The organism is Mycobacterium triplex (assembly GCF_000689255.1).
GTDB lineage: Bacteria > Actinomycetota > Actinomycetes > Mycobacteriales > Mycobacteriaceae > Mycobacterium > Mycobacterium triplex.
Genome location: NZ_HG964446.1, coordinates 780,655 through 797,315 on the forward strand (window position 1 = coordinate 780,655; position 16,661 = coordinate 797,315).

General features: G+C 65.1%; 19 protein-coding genes. 13 read left to right on the forward strand and 6 right to left on the reverse strand.

Annotation, left to right across the window (positions count from 1 at the left end):
• Positions 1-3: 3 nt before the first annotated feature.
• Positions 4-828, reverse strand: a complete 825-nt coding sequence (locus BN973_RS03575; protein ID WP_036465952.1) for a tyrosine-protein phosphatase — start codon at positions 826-828, stop codon at positions 4-6.
• Positions 821-2,041: an acyl-CoA dehydrogenase family protein gene (locus tag BN973_RS03580; protein WP_036471998.1), complete on the reverse strand. Its 1,221-nt coding sequence runs from the start codon at positions 2,039-2,041 to the stop codon at positions 821-823. The genes BN973_RS03575 and BN973_RS03580 overlap by 8 nt, the downstream gene beginning before the upstream one ends.
• A 161-nt stretch (positions 2,042-2,202) precedes the next feature.
• On the opposite strand from BN973_RS03580, the gene BN973_RS03585 reads away from it, so the two are divergent.
• The 4 genes from BN973_RS03585 to BN973_RS03600 all read left to right on the forward strand — a co-directional run bounded on the left by BN973_RS03585 (position 2,203) and on the right by BN973_RS03600 (position 5,592).
• The gene (locus tag BN973_RS03585; protein ID WP_036465953.1) at positions 2,203-2,673 is read left to right on the forward strand and encodes a nuclear transport factor 2 family protein; all 471 of its coding nucleotides are present in this window, start codon (positions 2,203-2,205) and stop codon (positions 2,671-2,673) included.
• A gap of 73 nt (positions 2,674-2,746) precedes the next feature.
• A complete protein-coding gene (locus tag BN973_RS03590) occupies positions 2,747-3,841 on the forward strand; it encodes a Re/Si-specific NAD(P)(+) transhydrogenase subunit alpha (RefSeq protein WP_036465954.1) in 1,095 nt (364 codons plus the stop codon).
• Complete coding sequence (locus BN973_RS03595; protein ID WP_036465955.1) at positions 3,842-4,171, forward strand: NAD(P) transhydrogenase subunit alpha part 2; 330 nt, start codon at positions 3,842-3,844, stop codon at positions 4,169-4,171.
• A complete protein-coding gene (locus BN973_RS03600) occupies positions 4,168-5,592 on the forward strand; it encodes an NAD(P)(+) transhydrogenase (Re/Si-specific) subunit beta (RefSeq protein WP_036465956.1) in 1,425 nt (474 codons plus the stop codon). Before BN973_RS03595 ends, BN973_RS03600 begins: the two co-directional genes overlap by 4 nt.
• Positions 5,593-5,674: 82 nt before the next feature.
• On the opposite strand, the gene BN973_RS03605 is transcribed toward BN973_RS03600, so the two are convergent.
• Positions 5,675-6,274 (reverse strand): TetR/AcrR family transcriptional regulator, encoded by a 600-nt coding sequence (locus BN973_RS03605; RefSeq protein WP_036471999.1) that lies wholly within the window; start codon positions 6,272-6,274, stop codon positions 5,675-5,677.
• A gap of 71 nt (positions 6,275-6,345) precedes the next feature.
• On the opposite strand from BN973_RS03605, the gene BN973_RS03610 reads away from it, so the two are divergent.
• Positions 6,346-7,578 (forward strand): cytochrome P450, encoded by a 1,233-nt coding sequence (locus BN973_RS03610; RefSeq protein WP_036465958.1) that lies wholly within the window; start codon positions 6,346-6,348, stop codon positions 7,576-7,578.
• Positions 7,579-7,691: 113 nt separating this feature from the next.
• Here the strand turns inward: BN973_RS03610 and BN973_RS30930 are convergent, their stop codons facing one another.
• Entirely contained in the window at positions 7,692-7,817 is a 126-nt protein-coding gene (locus tag BN973_RS30930) for a hypothetical protein (RefSeq protein ID WP_139830048.1), read from the reverse strand.
• 174 nt (positions 7,818-7,991) lie between these two features.
• Here BN973_RS30930 and BN973_RS03615 point away from each other — a divergent pair, with 174 nt between their 5' ends.
• The 4 genes from BN973_RS03615 (at position 7,992) to BN973_RS03630 (ending at position 11,247) form a co-directional block, all read left to right on the forward strand.
• Positions 7,992-8,627: a TetR/AcrR family transcriptional regulator gene (locus BN973_RS03615; RefSeq protein ID WP_036465959.1), complete on the forward strand. Its 636-nt coding sequence runs from the start codon at positions 7,992-7,994 to the stop codon at positions 8,625-8,627.
• 70 nt (positions 8,628-8,697) lie between these two features.
• Positions 8,698-9,132, forward strand: a complete 435-nt coding sequence (locus tag BN973_RS03620; RefSeq protein ID WP_036465960.1) for a DUF4383 domain-containing protein — start codon at positions 8,698-8,700, stop codon at positions 9,130-9,132.
• 251 nt (positions 9,133-9,383) lie between these two features.
• On the forward strand, positions 9,384-10,484 hold the full coding sequence (locus BN973_RS03625) for an NAD(P)H-dependent amine dehydrogenase family protein (protein WP_036465963.1): 1,101 nt from the start codon (positions 9,384-9,386) through the stop codon (positions 10,482-10,484).
• A 19-nt stretch (positions 10,485-10,503) separates the two neighbouring features.
• Positions 10,504-11,247 carry a glucose 1-dehydrogenase gene (locus BN973_RS03630; RefSeq protein WP_036465965.1) on the forward strand — a complete coding sequence of 248 codons (744 nt, stop codon included), beginning with the start codon at positions 10,504-10,506 and terminating at the stop codon, positions 11,245-11,247.
• Positions 11,248-11,357: 110 nt separating this feature from the next.
• Here the strand turns inward: BN973_RS03630 and BN973_RS03635 are convergent, their stop codons facing one another.
• Positions 11,358-12,914, reverse strand: coding sequence for a serine/threonine-protein kinase (locus BN973_RS03635; RefSeq protein WP_084163290.1), 1,557 nt, complete (start codon positions 12,912-12,914; stop codon positions 11,358-11,360).
• A 56-nt stretch (positions 12,915-12,970) separates the two neighbouring features.
• Positions 12,971-14,098: a BTAD domain-containing putative transcriptional regulator gene (locus BN973_RS03640; protein ID WP_036465966.1), complete on the reverse strand. Its 1,128-nt coding sequence runs from the start codon at positions 14,096-14,098 to the stop codon at positions 12,971-12,973.
• 434 nt (positions 14,099-14,532) lie between these two features.
• On the opposite strand from BN973_RS03640, the gene BN973_RS30935 reads away from it, so the two are divergent.
• The 4 genes from BN973_RS30935 (at position 14,533) to BN973_RS03660 (ending at position 16,636) form a co-directional block, all read left to right on the forward strand.
• A complete protein-coding gene (locus BN973_RS30935; RefSeq protein WP_139830049.1) occupies positions 14,533-15,213 on the forward strand; it encodes a hypothetical protein in 681 nt (226 codons plus the stop codon).
• Positions 15,214-15,538: 325 nt separating this feature from the next.
• Positions 15,539-15,811 carry a hypothetical protein gene (locus tag BN973_RS03650; protein ID WP_139830050.1) on the forward strand — a complete coding sequence of 91 codons (273 nt, stop codon included), beginning with the start codon at positions 15,539-15,541 and terminating at the stop codon, positions 15,809-15,811.
• Between the two features lie 10 nt (positions 15,812-15,821).
• The gene (locus BN973_RS03655; RefSeq protein WP_036465970.1) at positions 15,822-16,121 is read left to right on the forward strand and encodes a hypothetical protein; all 300 of its coding nucleotides are present in this window, start codon (positions 15,822-15,824) and stop codon (positions 16,119-16,121) included.
• Between the two features lie 20 nt (positions 16,122-16,141).
• Entirely contained in the window at positions 16,142-16,636 is a 495-nt protein-coding gene (locus tag BN973_RS03660; RefSeq protein ID WP_169718173.1) for a lipoprotein LpqH, read from the forward strand.
• Positions 16,637-16,661: the final 25 nt, after the last annotated feature.

Consider the following 16,661-nt stretch of genomic DNA (forward strand, 5'->3'; position numbering starts at 1 on the left):
CGGTCAGACGAGCAGCTCGTCACGCAGGCGGTCCACATCCGCCTGTGTGACGCCTGCGTCGCGCAGGTAGGCGTCCAGCGAGCCGAACTCCTTGTCGATGGCGTGGCGTGCGGCGTCTAGGTATTCGGGACGCACGCCCAGGACACCGTCGGCCAGCCGGGCCTTGGTGAATGTGACTACCTCTGGGGTCAATTCGACATCGGAGCGCTGGGAGATCATCTCGTAGATGTGGTCGCGCAGTTGGGGTACCGCGGCGTTGCTGCGCAGGTAATCGGCGACGATGGTATCGCGATCGACGTCGAGCACCTCCAGCACCGTCGCGATCACGAAACCCGTGCGGTCTTTGCCCGCGAAGCAGTGCGTGAGCACCGAACGCCCGGCGGCCAGCATCGAGAAGATTTGCCGCACAGCGCGTTGCGCCCCGTTGCGGGTGGGGAACTGCCGGTACTCGTCGATCATGTGCCGGATGGCGGCCTCGTTGACCTCTTCGTCGGATTGGTCGGCGTCGCCTTGGAACAGGCGCCGAAACGCGGTCTCGTGCGGGGCGTCGTCGTCGGTTCGCTCGTCGTCGCCGAGATCGGGCAGGGGGAGCCGGTGGATCTCGATGCCGTCCGGAACCAAACTGGGACCCCGCTTTGCGACTTCCTGGTTCGCCCGCAGATCGGCGACATCGGTGATTCCCAACTCGCGCAGCGTATCCCGGCCCTCGTCGTCGAGGCGGCTCAGCTCCCCGGACCGGAACAGCCGTCCGGGCCGCAGCGCAGACGCACCGTCGGCGACATCGCGAAAGTTCCACGCGCCGGACAGTTCTCGCAACGCCTCAGTCATGTGGGGTCACCGCAGCGGCAAAGGTGGACTGTTCCCGGCCGATTTCGGAACGGGCGATGGTTCGCATGTGCACCTCGTCGGGTCCGTCGAAGATCCGCATGGCGCGGTGCCAGCCGTAGAGCCTGGCCAGCACCGTGTCGTCGCTGATGCCGGCCGCCCCGTGCACCTGGATCGCACGGTCGATCACGTTGCAAGCCACTTGCGGCGCAACCGCTTTGATCTGCGACACCAGCAGGTGTGCGGCCTTGTTGCCGTGCTGGTCGATCGTCCACGCCGCCTTCTCGCAGAGCAACCGGGCTTGGTCGATTTCGTTGCGGGACTGGGCAATTGCCTGCTGCACCAGGCCCTGGTCAGCCAGCGGGCGGCCGAACGCGATCCGGTTGTTCGCGCGGTGCACCATCAGGGCCAGGGCACGTTCGGCCCCGCCCAGAGCCCGCATGCAGTGGTGGATGCGCCCCGGCCCGAGCCGGGCCTGCGCGATCGCGAAGCCGCCCCCCTCTTCACCGAGCAGGTTGGTGGCCGGGACGCGGACGTTGTCGTAGATGATCTCGCAGTGCCCGTGCTGGTCCTGCCAGCCGAACACCGGCGTCGAGCGCACCACCGTCACACCCGGGGTGTCCATCGGCACCAGGACCATCGACTGCTGCTGATGGCTGGCCGCGTCGGGGTTGGTGCGCCCCATCACGATCAGGATCTTGCAGCGCGGGTCCGCCGCACCCGAGGTCCACCACTTGCGGCCGTTGATGACGTAGTCGGCGCCGTCGCGCACGATGGCCGTTTGGATGTTGCGGGCGTCGCTGCTGGCAACGGCCGGCTCGGTCATCGAGAACGCGCTGCGGATCTCGCCGGCCAGCAACGGCTCCAGCCACTGCTTGCGTTGCTCTTCGGTGGCGAACAGGTGCAGGGTCTCCATGTTCCCGGTGTCCGGTGCCGCGCAGTTGACCGCCTCGGGCGCCAGTTCCAGGCTCCATCCGGTCAGCTCGGCCAGCGGTGCGTACTCCAGGTTGGTCAACCCGGACTCGGCCGGCAGGAACAGGTTCCACAGGCCGCGCTCTTTGGCCTTGACCTTGAGTTCCTCGATAATGGGAGGAACGGTGTGATCATCTGCGCCGGCCTCGTGGCGGTAGCTGTCGTAGGCGGCCTCAGCCGGAAAGACAAACTCAGTCATGAAGTCGGACAACCGCTTGTGGTAGTCGGCGGCCTTAGCCGACATCGCGAAGTCCATGACCGTCACGATAGGACACGTGTCGGGGGGCTTGGTTTCCGGTCGGCGACGCGACACTGAAACCACGCGGACGACACGCCGCCGTCGCGGGTCTGCCAGGTTTCAGTCTCGGCGAAGTGCAGGCGCTTTCGGTGGAGCACGATGGAGACATGACCGACGCCGCCGAATCTCGTCCGCCGTTCCCCCCGTTCACTTACGAAACAGCGCTGCGGAAGGTCCAGGCCGCCGAGGATGCCTGGAACACCCGCGATCCCGAGAAAGTCAGCCTGGCGTACACGCCCGACTCGCACTGGCGTAACCGCGATGAGCACGTCGTGGGCCGGGCCGAGATCGTGGCATTCCTGACCCGTAAGTGGCAACGCGAACTCGACTATTCGTTGCGCAAGGTGCTGTGGGACTTCCACGACAACCGGATCGCCGTGCGGTTCCAGTACGAGTGCCACGACGCGAGCGGCCAGTGGTACCGCAGCTACGGCAACGAACTGTGGGAATTCTCGCCGTCGGGATTGATGGCGCGCCGCGAGGCCAGCATCAACGACGTCCGGATCGACGAATCGCAGCGGCGCTACTTCGGGACCCGGCCGGCGTCGGAACACGGCCAAGACATTCCGCTTTGGTAGCGGCCGCTAGGGTGTTCAACTCAACGAGGTTCGCATTAAGGCAGCTGAGCTAAGGAAAGTAGATGTACGCGCCATGACAGATGCGCAGACGACGATCGGGGTGGTTGCTGAATCCGGGACCGATGAGCGCCGCGTTGCACTGGTCCCCAAGGCGGTTGCCTCCCTGGTGAGCGGAGGCGTGGCGGTGGTGGTCGAGTCCGGTGCGGGTGCGCGGGCGTTGCTTCCCGACGAGCTTTACACCGCAGCCGGTGCCACCATCGGTGACGCGTGGTCGGCCGACGTCGTCGTCAAGGTTGCGCCGCCGACCGCCGACGAGGTGGCCAAGCTGAAAAGCGGCCAGACGCTGATCGGCTTCCTGGCGCCGCGCAATGCCGAGAACTCGATCGGCGCGCTGAAGCAGGCCGGCGTGCAGGCGTTCGCCCTGGAGGCCATCCCGCGCATCTCGCGGGCGCAGGCGATGGACGCGCTGTCGTCGCAGGGCAACGTCTCCGGCTACAAGGCCGTGCTGCTGGCGGCGTCGGAGTCGACTCGGTTCTTCCCGATGCTGACCACGGCCGCGGGCACGGTGAAGCCGGCCACAGTACTGGTGCTGGGTGTGGGGGTGGCCGGGCTGCAGGCGCTGGCGACGGCCAAACGCCTGGGCGCTCGCACCACCGGCTACGACGTGCGGCCCGAGGTGGCCGACCAGGTCCGCTCGGTGGGCGCGCAGTGGCTCGACGTCGGCATCGACGCGGCCGGTGAGGGCGGATACGCCCGCGAGCTCACCGACTCCGAACGCGAACAACAGCAGCAAGCCCTGGAAAAGGCCATCAGCGGATTCGACGTCGTGATCACCACGGCGCTGGTCCCGGGCCGGCCCGCGCCGCGGCTGGTGACCGCTGCCGCGGTGGAGGCGATGAAGCCCGGCAGCGTGGTGGTGGATTTGGCCGGGGAAACAGGGGGGAACTGCGAGCTCACCGAGCCCGGGCAGACCGTCGTCCGCCACGATGTCACCATCGCCTCGCCGCTGAACCTGCCGGCGACGATGCCCGAGCACGCCAGCGAGCTCTACAGCAAGAACATCACGGCCCTGCTGGATCTGTTGCTCACCGACGGCAAGCTGTCCCCGGACTTCGACGACGAAATCATCGCGGAGTCGTGTGTGACTCGCGATCGAGAGGACTCCTAGATGTACGACGAGCTGTTAGCGAACCTGGCGATCCTGGTGCTGTCCGGGTTCGTCGGCTTCGCCGTGATTTCCAAGGTGCCCAACACGCTGCACACCCCGCTGATGTCGGGCACCAACGCCATCCACGGCATCGTGGTGCTGGGCGCCCTGGTGGTGTTCGGTTCGGTCGAGCACCCGTCGCTGGCGGTGCAGATCATCCTGTTCGTCGCGGTGGTGTTCGGAACCCTTAACGTCATCGGCGGCTTCATCGTGACCGACCGGATGCTGGGCATGTTCAAGGGCAAGAAGAAAGCGGTGCCCGTCAAGACCGAGGAGCCGGCCGCCAAATGAACTATCTGGTGATCGGCCTCTACATCCTCTCGTTCGCCCTGTTCATCTACGGCCTGATGGGCCTGACCGGGCCCAAGACCGCGGTGCGCGGCAACCTGATCGCCGCGGTGGGCATGGCGCTGGCCGTGGCGGCGACCCTGGTCAAGATCCGGCACACCGACCAATGGGTGCTGATCATCGCCGGCCTGGTGGTGGGCGTCACGCTCGGCGTTCCGCCGGCCCGCTACACCAAGATGACGGCCATGCCGCAGCTGGTGGCGTTCTTCAACGGCGTCGGCGGTGGCACGGTCGCGCTGATCGCGCTCGCTGAATTCCTTGAGACGCAAGGCTTTTCGGCCTTTCAGCACGGCGAGTCGCCGACGGTGCACATCGTGGTGGCCTCGTTGTTCGCCGCGATCATCGGGTCGATCTCGTTCTGGGGCTCGATCATCGCGTTCGGCAAGCTGCAGGAGATCATCTCCGGCTCGCCGATCGGTTTCGGCAAGGCCCAGCAGCCGGTCAACCTGCTGCTGCTGGTCGCGGCGATCGCGTGTGCGGTCGTCGTGGGCCTGCACGCCCATCCCGGCACCGGCGGCGCGTCGCTGTGGTGGATGCTCGGCCTGCTGGCCGCGGCCGGCGTGCTGGGCCTGATGGTGGTGCTGCCCATCGGCGGCGCCGACATGCCGGTGGTCATCTCGTTGCTGAACGCGATGACCGGGCTGTCGGCCGCCGCAGCCGGTTTGGCGCTGAACAACACCGCGATGATCGTCGCGGGCATGATCGTCGGCGCCTCGGGTTCGATCCTGACCAACCTGATGGCCAAGGCGATGAACCGGTCCATCCCCGCGATCGTCGCCGGCGGCTTCGGTGGCGGCGGCGTGGCGCCCAGCGGCGACGGCGGCGGCGACAAGACCGTCAAGGCCACCTCGGCCGCCGACGCGGCGATCCAGATGGCCTACGCCAACCAGGTGATCGTGGTGCCGGGCTACGGCCTGGCCGTCGCGCAGGCCCAGCACGCGGTCAAGGACATGGCGTCGCTGCTCGAAGACAAGGGTGTGGCGGTCAAGTACGCCATCCACCCCGTCGCGGGCCGGATGCCCGGGCACATGAACGTGCTGCTGGCCGAGGCCGAGGTCGACTACGACGCCATGAAGGACATGGACGACATCAACGACGAGTTCGCGCGCACCGACGTCGCGATCGTCATCGGCGCCAACGACGTCACCAACCCGGCGGCCCGCAACGACGCGTCCAGCCCGATCTACGGCATGCCGATCCTCAACGTGGACAAGGCCAAGTCGGTGATCGTGCTCAAACGCTCGATGAACTCCGGCTTCGCCGGCATCGACAACCCGCTGTTCTACGGCGAGGGCACCAGCATGCTGTTCGGCGACGCCAAGAAGTCGGTGACCGAGGTCGCCGAGGAACTCAAGGCGCTTTAGCGAATTCGCCCGCCGAACGTGCTCTGGTGGCGAAAATCTGGGCCGAAACGCGCCATGAGAGCACGTTCGGCGCGGTGGCTCGCTAGGCGCGCGGTAGCGCCGCGACGACGGGACCGACCCACAGACCGAGCAGCCGGCGTAATTCGGCCCCGTCGCCGGTCGGCGGTGACAGGATGAACGACTGCAAGGTGCGCAGCACGATCTGCAGAATGTCCTCGATCGCGGCGGGAGCGTATGCCGACCAGTCGACGTCGAGGCGGTCCAAGATCGAGCGTCCCAGCACGTGCGCGGTCTCGTTCGTGACGGTGACCTGTTCGGCGAACGCGCCGGTGCGCGACACTCGCAGCAGCAGGCCGATGTAGGGATCTTTCGGCAAGCGTTCCAGGGTCAGGCAAATGCCCTCGATCAGCGCCGCCGCCGGGTCGGTCATGCCGTGCAGCGCCGTCGCCAGGTGGTCCATGAAGTCGTCGGTCGCGTCCAGGGCGGTCGCCTGCAGCAGCTCGTCGGTCGAGGCGAAGTAGTGGTAGATCGTCTGCCGCGTCACGTTCAGCGTGCGCGCGACATCGGCCAGCGTGATCTGGTCGCCGCGCTCGTCGATGGTTCGGCGGGTGGCCGCCAGGATGCGGGCTACCGCCTCCTCGTCGGTGGCCGGCACGCTGCCACCCCATCCACGGGTCCGCACACCGCGACGATATCCGACGAGGCGTGCGTCGACGGTCATACGTCCGGTAATTGTCTGTATGATCGGGCGTCATGAGCACAACGACGTGTCCGTTCGGAGAGAACTTCGATTTCACCGACCCCGACGTATTGCTGGCCGGCCTTCCGGTCACTCAATTCGCCGAGCTGCGCCGCACGGCGCCGGTGTGGTGGAACCCGCAGCCTGAGTCGGTCTTCGACGACGGGGGCTACTGGGTGATCAGCCGCCACGAGGACGTCAAGGCCGTTTCCCGGGACAGTCACCTGTGGTCGACCAACCGCAAGGGCGCCGTCATGCGCCTTCCCGACGGGGTTACGGCCGAGCAGCTCGAGCTGACCAAGGCCTTGCTGATCAACCACGACGCGCCCGAACACACCCGGCTGCGCAAGCTGGTGTCGCGGCTGTTCACACCGCGCGCGATCGCCTCGCTCGAACAGAAGCTGGCCGCAGCGGCGGCCGAGATCGTGCGCACCGCCGCGCTCAAGGGAGACGGTGACTTCGTCGGCGACGTTGCGATGAACCTGCCCCTGCTGGCGATCGCCGACCTGATCGGCGTGCCGGAGGCCGATCGCGCGAAGTTGTTCGACTGGACCAACGCGATCATGAACACCGACGATCCCGACTTCGACAGCGATCCCACCGTCGCCAACGCCGAGCTGATGGCCTACGCCTACAACATGGCCGACGAGCGGCGCCGCTGCCCGGCCGACGACATCGTCACGCGCCTGATTCAGGCCGACATCGACGGGGATGCGCTCGGCGACGTCGAATTCGCGTTCTTCGTCATCCTGCTGGCCGTGGCCGGCAACGAAACCACGCGCAATGCCATGACGCACGGGATGAACGCGTTCTTCGACAACCCCGAGCAGTGGGAATTGTTCAAGCGGGAGCGCCCGGCCACCGCGGTCGACGAGATCATCCGGTGGGCCAGCCCGGTGCATTGCTTCCAGCGCACCGCCCTTGCCGACGTCGAACTCGGCGGTGTCACCGTCAAGGAAGGCCAGCGTGTGGGCTTGTTCTACAGTTCGGCCAACTTCGACGAGGAAGTTTTCGACAATCCCTTCCGGTTCGACATCTCGCGCAATCCCAATCCGCACCTGAGTTTCGGCGGTAGTGGGGCGCACTACTGTATCGGCGCCAACCTGGCTCGCATGGAGATCAAGCTGATATTCGACGAGCTCGCCGAGCAGATACCCGACATCACCAAGCTCGCCGAGCCGCAGCGACTGCGATCGGGCTGGATCAACGGGGTCAAACGCCTCGACGTCGCCTACGGCGCCAGATAGGCGGGGTCATTGACCTGGGCGCCAATTGCCCTGTGGCACAACGTGAATGTGCAACCCGAGGTTGGCCGTCAGCGGGCGGAGCCGCGATTTGTTCGGGACGCGAAAAAGTCTGTCTAGACGGGCGGGTAGGCCGGCGGCGGGTACCCGTTCCCGTCGACAACCCCGCGCAGGCCCCAGGTGAAATACTTCATGAAGAATTCGATTTCGTCGCTGCCGTCGTAATCCGGACTCGGATCCATCGCCCCACCTCTGTACTCGCGACTAGTTCGAATATCGAAGTCTAGTCGCATCCGCGCCGGTGCGACAGGCACCGATACCTCTAAACTGTCCAACCAGTTGATTGGTACTTTGCCTAGACCGGGCCCGAAGTCACGCCCATTCGGCCCCGCTGGTAGCGACGATAGTGAGTACAGATGACATCCGACAGCATCACCCGCAACGGGTTGACGCGCCGCGAGGAGTTGCTGGCGGTCGCCACCAAGCTGTTCGCCGCCCGGGGCTATCACGGCACCCGGATGGATGACGTCGCCGACGTCATCGGCCTGAACAAGGCGACCGTCTACCACTACTACGCCAGCAAGTCGCTGATCCTGTTCGACATCTACCGCCAGGCCGCCGAGGGCACGCTGGCCGCCGTACACGACGACCCGTCCTGGACGGCCCGCGAGGCGCTCTATCAATACACGATTCGGCTGCTCACGGGCATCGCGAGCGATCCCGAGCGGGCCGCGGTGTACTTCCAGGAGCAGCCCTACATCACCGAATGGTTCACCGAGGAACAGGTCGCCGAGGTCCGGGAGAAGGAAGCCCAGGTCTACCACCACGTGCACGGCCTGATCGACCGCGGCATCGCCAACGGCGAGTTCTATCCGTGCGACTCTCACGTGCTGGCGCTGGGCTACATCGGGATGACGCTGGGCAGCTACCGCTGGCTGCGGCCCAGCGGACGGCGCAGCGCCAAGGAAATCGCCGCCGAGTTCAGCACCGCCCTGCTGCGCGGGTTGATCCGCGACGAGACGATCCGCACGGAGTCTCCGCTCGGGCCGTAGGGCCGGCGCCCTAGGCACGGCCTACTACGAAGGGTAGTATTTGGGCCACCGGCTATCCCGGAGGTTCACAATGAAGTGGAGTTTCGCTCAAATCGGCCTGCTGATCATCTGCATCGTCCACGTGGTCCAGGCCGTGATCGGTTTCATTCTCGAGCCCAGCTTCGCGACCGGTCCGGGCGCGCCGACCGTGCAGCTGTTGGGGATGGATTACAACGGATGGCACGCGGTGGCGGGTCTGGCCCTGTTCGCACCCGGCCTGGTATTCGCGATGCGAAGGTCATGGTCGGTTTTGTATCTGATTCTTGCGGCCGCGGCCGGCGCGCTGCCGGGGATCTGGGCGTTCTTCTCTCATCAGGTCGCCCTCGTCTTCAGTTTTCCGAACAACACCACCGACGCGGTCGTGCACCTGGTCACCGCGGCGATCATGTTTGCGGTCGCCGGCATCCAGATCCGGATCGACGGCGGACTACGTAATTCGCTCGCCGACCTGCACAAGACCCGGTAGCTCACCGGGCCGCTGAGTAGAACTACTCACCCATAACGCGTAGCACTGCGCGGGTCTTGGTGGTTGTTGCCCGGCAATGCTTTTCGGGTGCGAACACTTCCTGGCCCCGCCGAGCTGGCCGCCCAGACGCCGGCCGATCGCGACCGGGTCTCCTCGCTCGCGGGCGATCGCGCTCCCGGCGCGCAAGACCCCGGAAGTTATGGACTAGTGTCTAGAAAAGCTTTCCAGGCTTCAAGGGACGGAGACTGAAGATGGCGATCCGCGTCGCGCACGTCGGTACCGGAAATGTCGGAGGCCTGGCCCTGGCCGAACTGATCGCGAATCCGCAGTTCGACCTGACCGGCGTCAACGTGTCCACGCCGGAAAAGGTGGGCCGCGATGCCGGGGAACTGTGCGGCGTCGGCCTGGATACCCCCACGGTCACCGGGATCAAGGCCGTCAACGACTTGGACGCCATCATCGCCGCCAAACCCGAGTGCGTCGTCTACTGCGCGATGGGCGACACCCGGCTGCCCGAGGCGATGGCCGACGTCATGCGCATCCTCGCCGCCGGCATCAACGTGGTCGGGTCGTCGCCCGGGCTGCTGCAGTTCCCGTGGGGTGTGATGCCCGACAAGTACATCGCCCGCGTGGAAGACGCTGCCCAGCAAGGTAATTCGAGCATCTTTATCAGCGGCGTCGACCCGGGGTTCGCCAACGACCTGATCCCGTTCGCGTTGGCCGGGACCTGTCAGCGCATCGAGCAGGTGCGCTGCATGGAGATTCACGACTACGCGTCGTACAACGGCGAAGAAGTCATGACCTACATGGGGTTCGCCAAGCCCATGGACGAGATTCCGATGCTGTTGCAACCGGGCGTCCTGTCCATCGCCTGGGGGACCGCGATCCGTCAGCTGGCCGCCGGCCTCGGCATCGAGGTCGACGAGATCACCGAGTCCTACCAGCGCGAACCGGCTCCGGAGGACTTCGACATCGCGGTCGGCCACGTGGCCAAGGGCACCGTGGCGGTGCTGCAGTTCGAGATTCGCGGCATGGTCAAGGGCCACCCCGCCATCGTGATCGAACACGTCACCCGGCTGCGGCCCGACCTGCGCCCCGACTTGCCCCAGCCCGCCTCCGGGGACGGCTCGTACCGCGTCGAGATCACCGGCGAGCCGTCGTATGCCGTGGACATCATTCCGAGCAGCCGCAAGGGCGACCACAACCACGCCGCGATCGCCGGCGCCGCGGGCCGCATCGTCAACGCGATCCCGGCCGTGATCGCCGCACCGCCGGGCATTCGGACCACACTCGACCTGCCGCTGATAACCGGCAAAGGCCTTTACGCGCCAAGCACTTTGGTGACCACCTAAATCGAAAGGAGACCCTCACGTGGGTCGGGTAGACGGAAAAGTTGCACTCATCAGTGGCGCAGCCGGCGGCATGGGCGCCGAAGACGCGCGCCTGCTCGTCGAGGAGGGCGCCAAGGTGGTGATCGGCGACATCCTCGACGACCAGGGCAAGGCGCTGGCCGAGGAGATCGGCGACTCCGCGCGCTACGTCCACCTCGACGTCACGCAGCCCGACCAGTGGGACGCCGCGGTCGCCACCGCGATCGGCGAATTCGGGAAGCTCAACGTGCTGGTCAACAACGCCGGAACCGTCGCGCTCGGCCCGCTCAAGAGCTTCGATCTGGCCAAGTGGCAGAAGGTCATTGACGTCAACCTGACCGGGACCTTCCTGGGCATGCGGGTGGCCGTCGAGCCGATGATCGCGGCCGGCGGCGGCTCGATCATCAACGTGTCATCGATCGAAGGCCTGCGCGGCGCGCCCATGGTGCACCCGTACGTCGCGTCCAAGTGGGGCGTGCGCGGCCTGGCCAAGTCGGCCGCCCTGGAGCTGGCGCCGCACAACATCCGGGTCAACTCCGTCCACCCGGGCTTCATCAAGACCCCGATGACCAAACACCTGCCCGAGGACATGGTCACCATTCCGCTGGGCCGGCCCGGGCAGGTGCGGGAGGTCGCGACGTTCATCCTGTTCCTGGCCAGCGACGAGTCGTCCTATTCCACCGGCAGTGAGTTCATCATGGACGGCGGCCTGATCACCGACGTGAACCACAAGGACTTGTTCTGACGCGAAGGCGCCGAGCGAGTAGCGCCTTGTGGTCCGCCTCCGAGGTTTGCCACTGAAAATGCTTGCGCAGCAAGGGCATTAGCGCGTACCGGGTGTGGGCGGTCCTTTGATCAGGCCCCGCATTGACCGGCGGCCTCGGCGGGACCATTGCAGAACGGCAGTTCGGCGATGCCTTTGACGGTCATCTCCAGGAGTTGGCCGGGCAAGACCGCGGCGAGATGGGCCGTCACCGGTGCGCCGACTGTATAGAACGCGTCCGAGCTGGCCGTAACGGCTCCGCTGGCGAAGCCGTTCGCCACCGAGGTGAGCGCGAAGTCAATGGTGTTTTCCGTTGGCGTCGTGCAGGCGGTGCATCCTCGGTAGGTCAAGCGGCCGGTGCCGGTGCTGTCGATGACGACCCTGCCGGTGTGTGCCTGCCAGACCCCGACGTAGGGGGCCAACCCGGGTACCTCGGCGCTAGGAGATGCAGGCGTGGACACGGGGCCCGCCGAAGGTGGGGTGGGTTGCGCGGTCGGCGGTGCGGGCGCGGGTTGCGCGGTCGGGGTTGGGGTTGGCGGCTGGTGTCCGTGTAGGAGTGCCCGCACGGGGCCGTAGACGACGAGGCCCACTCCGATCACGACCACGCCCAGTACTGCAATCAGCCAACTCGGACGCCGTCGGGAGGGGCGTTGTGGCGGTGCACCGATGGGGAAGGGCCGGTAGTCAGCGGGACCGGCTGCCGGGGCAGGGGACGGGCTAACCGGACGCTGGTGCGTCGCGGCGAGGTCGGGGGCAGGTGGCAAACGAGCGTCCGCGTGGGCGCGAGCGGTGGTCGGGTCCGAAATCCGCGTGGATGCGCCGCGCGGTGCCAGCGGCATCGTGATGGCGTCGCGGGCGGCATCGGCCAGCTCGACGGTAGTGGTGTAGCGGTGGTCGGGATCCTTGGCCATGCCGGTCGCGATGACTTGATCGACCTCAGGGGGCACGTCGGGCCGGGTGACCGAGACCTGAGGCGGAGGAATGTGAAGGTGTGCCGCCACCAGCTGCGCCATCGTGTCGCCGGGAAAAGGCGGGTGTCCCGTCAGGGCCTCGTACAGCACACAAGCCAGCGAATAGACGTCGGCGCGCGCATCTTCTTCTGCCTGATTGTCCAGACGCTCGGGTGCGATGTATTCGAACGTGCCGATTGGGTTGCCGTACTTGGTCATTCGGGTGTCGTTGATGGCGCGGGCGATGCCGAAATCGATGAGGTAGGCGAAGTCGTCGTCGTCGAGCAGAATGTTCGACGGTTTGATATCGCGGTGCAGCAGGCCCGCCTGGTGGGCCGCGTGCACGGCTTTGGCGACCTGTTCGATGATGCGCACCGCGCGCGCGGGAGCCAGCGGCCCCTCGCCGAGTACAGCTTGCAGATCGCGCCCCTCGATGAGACGCATATCGACGTAAAGCTGGCCTTCGATTTCGCCGTAGTGATGGATTGGAATGATGTGCGGGTTGTTCAACCGCGCGGCGGCATGGGCCTCCCGACGGAATCGCCGCTGAAATTCTTCATCATCGGAAAAATGCGCGGGTAGCAATTTCAGGGCGACGATCCGGTCCGTTTCGCTGTCATGGGCGCGCCATACCTCACCCATGCCCCCGCGGCCCAGCAATTCGATAAGTCGATAACGCCCGAACGGCGTGCCTTTCACCGGCTCACCATATGTGATCAGTCGCGTCGGCGGCGATGAATCCGGTTCGCGGGCAGCTAGGGCCGTTGGGTTTTGAAGATGAAGTGGTGACCGCAGATGCTGATGCGATCACCGTCGACAAGGGTGGCGCTGGGTCGGAGTCGGCGGTGTTGAACATGCACCCCGTTGGCCGATCTCAGATCAGCAATCATGAAACTTCCTCCGGTATCGACGATTACCGCGTGGTGTCTGCTGACGTCGTCGTCGTTGAGGACGACGTCGTTGTCCGGAAGGCGCCCTATCGTGGTGATCGCCGCGTGAAGTGGATAGTGCTGCCCGGTCGCGCCGCACAGCCAGGCGACAACCTCGTTGCGGGGCGAGGTCGGGTGCGCGGCCGCCACGGCTCTGGCCGCGGTAGTCTTGGCGGCCCGCTTGATGTCCAGCCGTTCCTGACGCAGGATTCGCGCGTGCAGGGCGCTGACTGCCGGTCCCGGATCGATGCCCAAATCGTGCGCCAGGATGGCTTTGAGTCGTCGGTAGGTTTCAAGGGCGGCAGACTGGCGCTCGCTGACGTAATAGGCGGTGATCAGTTGCGCCCACAGCGGTTCGTGGTAGGGATGCTTGGTGGCGAGCGCTTCCAGGTCACCGATCACCGCATCCGCGCGCCCGCAAGCGATTTCGGCTTCCGCCCGGCTCACATGAGTCGACAGATGGTCTTCGGCCAGCGCGGTGGCGAAGGCCGCCACGAACGGAAAGTCGCGCAGGTCATCGAGCACCGGGCCGCGCCATTCGTTCAGTGCGGCCGATAGGTGACTGCTGGCCTGTTCGAATCGCCCTGCCGCGGCCGCGCGCATCCCTGCGGCCTTATGCGTTATGAACCGCTCCAGATCGCAATCGCCGGCGGCAACGGTGAGCCGGTAGCCCGGCGATGCGCTGGCTAGCACCGCGTACGGATCCGCCCCGGCATTGCCGAGCAGTCGGCGCAGATTGGACACGTAGGAGTGGATGCTGGTCCGTGCTGCCGGCACCGGCGACTCATCCCAGGTCGCGTCGATCAACGACTCCATGCTGACCGCGCGATTTCGATTGATCAGCAGTGCGGCCAATACCGCGCGCTGTTTGGGTGTACCCAACTGGACGGGCCTGCCGTTCCGTGACACCTGCAACGGCCCAAGAAGATAGAACTCCAGACGAGTTTCGTCCATCGCGCTGCAGGCCTCCGGGTGATCAGCGACGTCGCGGGTTCCATTGTGAGCCGCACCCGCGCTGGGCGATACCTAAAAGTCGGCCACGCGCTGAACGCGAAGGCCGTTATGGACCGCATCGGCCCGCCGCTTAGCGTTTACCGCGTTTAATAGTCCATATCGCGTTACGATCTGCGCCAAGAAAGTTCCAAGGCGTCCGCCCCAGGGTCTCCTACTACATCCCGAACCCGGACAAACTACGAACGAGCTGGTCTAAGGAGGGGCTCTGGGCTATCAAATACGTAGCTCAGTTAATCGAATTGAGCGAATTTCCAGCGCGACCTTGACCAACATCGCGAAATATCATGGCCGCGGACACCAGACAAATTTTTATGCCGGGGGGGTTAGCTAACGAGACGCCCGAGCATGGCGAAGGCGCAAATGGAAGGACAAATATGGACGTCGACGCTGCTGCATCTGTGGCGATTTTTGTTGTCATCCCCTGGCTGCTCTTGAACTTCCCATTGGTTTACCGGACAGTGGGCTATTTGCAGCCCCACCCGCTGCGTGTCGAGCCTGACGGCACAAGATTCTGCGGAATATTCCGAAGCTGGACACTTTCTTCCGTTACAGGCCGCGTTCTCGGGTCGAGCACCACAACCCACACTCACGGCGCCGTCCGCTACGATGCGTATTCAGATCGATTATCGGGGGGCATTAGGACCGATGTGCGCGACACGGTCCGTGTACAAACGGCTGACGGAAATCAGAGCGACGTGACGCTATTGAATTATAACGTCAGCGTGCAGCCGGGCGACGTAATTACCGTGTGGTATGCCAATAAAGGCGAAAAATGGGTCACCGTGGCGGTGCTCAACCACACAACGCGGCAGCAGAACCTTAACTCTGGAGATCTATCCAGGATTCTCGCGCCGAAGGTTGGCGGATACATGGTTCTTATTATCGTCGTGAATTCGCTACTCTCGGTCTTCGTCTGTTTCCTGCTCCCCTTCTGGGGTATATTGCTTGGGCTATTTCTCTGGGGGCTAAAGCGCGCCAGGCGTACCTTTGCTCAAGCGGACATCGCCCCGCTCTGGCAACTGGGTGAAGCCAACGCGCGGCGTCTGGTGGCCTAACTAACGCGCCCGGGCCAACCCCTCCGCTAGGAGCTCCAACGCCAACTGGTTGATTCGGCCCGTGGGCGCTGGTCTTCGTGTTGCCAATTTTGGCGCGAAGGTGTGGCGCAAGCCCCGCGGCACCCGCGGGGACCCCCGGCGAACCCTCCAAGAATGTTCCAAGCCGTCCGGCAGAACTTTTCGGTGTTCGTATTCGGCCATTACGCCCGGTTATCGATACCAACAGCGCAGCGGCCGGCGCCATGAAGCAGCGAAGGGGTCAAAAATGAAATCGTTACACGGCGTTCAGGGCCCGACGAGTCTCGGTCGTCAAATAGCTAAGCCCGTGAGAATCGATCACCGTCGAATTGGGTCGGTTGCGGCGGCCATAACTCTGGTGGCGCTGTCGATGGCGGTCAGCGCCCCCGCGCACGCCGCGCCCACCTGCGCGTACGCCCCCAACGGCGAACGCACCTGCGAGGACCCATTCCACCAGGCCAAATCCGACAACTGCGACAACCACCCCTGGAACACGTGCCCCTACTGCAAAGACATGGGAAAGACGTTTCCGCAGCCTCCCCAGCCAGTGCTGCCGTGTGACCACAGCAGATACGAATAGGAGAGACATCATGAGGAAGGTAATCATCACGGCGGCCGGGGCCCTGCTCGCGGTGCCGTTCTCGGCAATAATCGCCGCATCACCGGCGAACGCCGTTCCGTGTGTGATCCCGCAGCCGCCGCAGATGTCCGCGGAGTGCAAGAACTGCATCCAGGCCAACGGCGGCGACGGCAACGCCATTGCGATCTGCGAGGGCCAACAGCCCGCCAGAAGGTCGCTGCCGTCAACGGGTTACCCGGACTGCGATCAGTACCAGTTGCCCACCAGCCGCGCCATTTGTGTTGACCAGCACCTCGCCGGCCAACGATGAAACGAAAAGGAGTTAAGCCCATGAAGATCATGCTCAGCACTGCCGGCAGGTTCAGGGCAAGCACCCGACACTTGGGAAAACCCGCAATGCTAGGGAGGCTGGCCGTGCCCGCCGTGCTGGCGGCGGGCATCGCCTGTGCCCCGCTGGCTCACGCCGCTGGCGGCAAGGTCGCCGTGAATGGCAAGACCATCGGGCCGGGCACGACGGTTCGCTGCGAAAACAATGCCAACCCAAACAACCACCCGCCGAACCAGATCTGGATCACCGTGGACCACGCGCAGGTCCAGGTCAGCAGCGACGCTCAACAGGTTATCGGCGTTACCATCGCGGACTACCCGTATGCGGATGGGTGGATGTGGGCGCAGAACGACCAGACGCAGACCGGGCCCGCGACTGTCGCCAAGACCGGCAACACCTATACGATCACCGGTAAAGCTACGCCGTACAGCAATCTTGAATACCGTTCGAAGCCATCCGGTCCTCCAGCGTCCTTCGAGATTGACGCGACCTGCTGACGAACCTGCCAGTATCCGAATCACA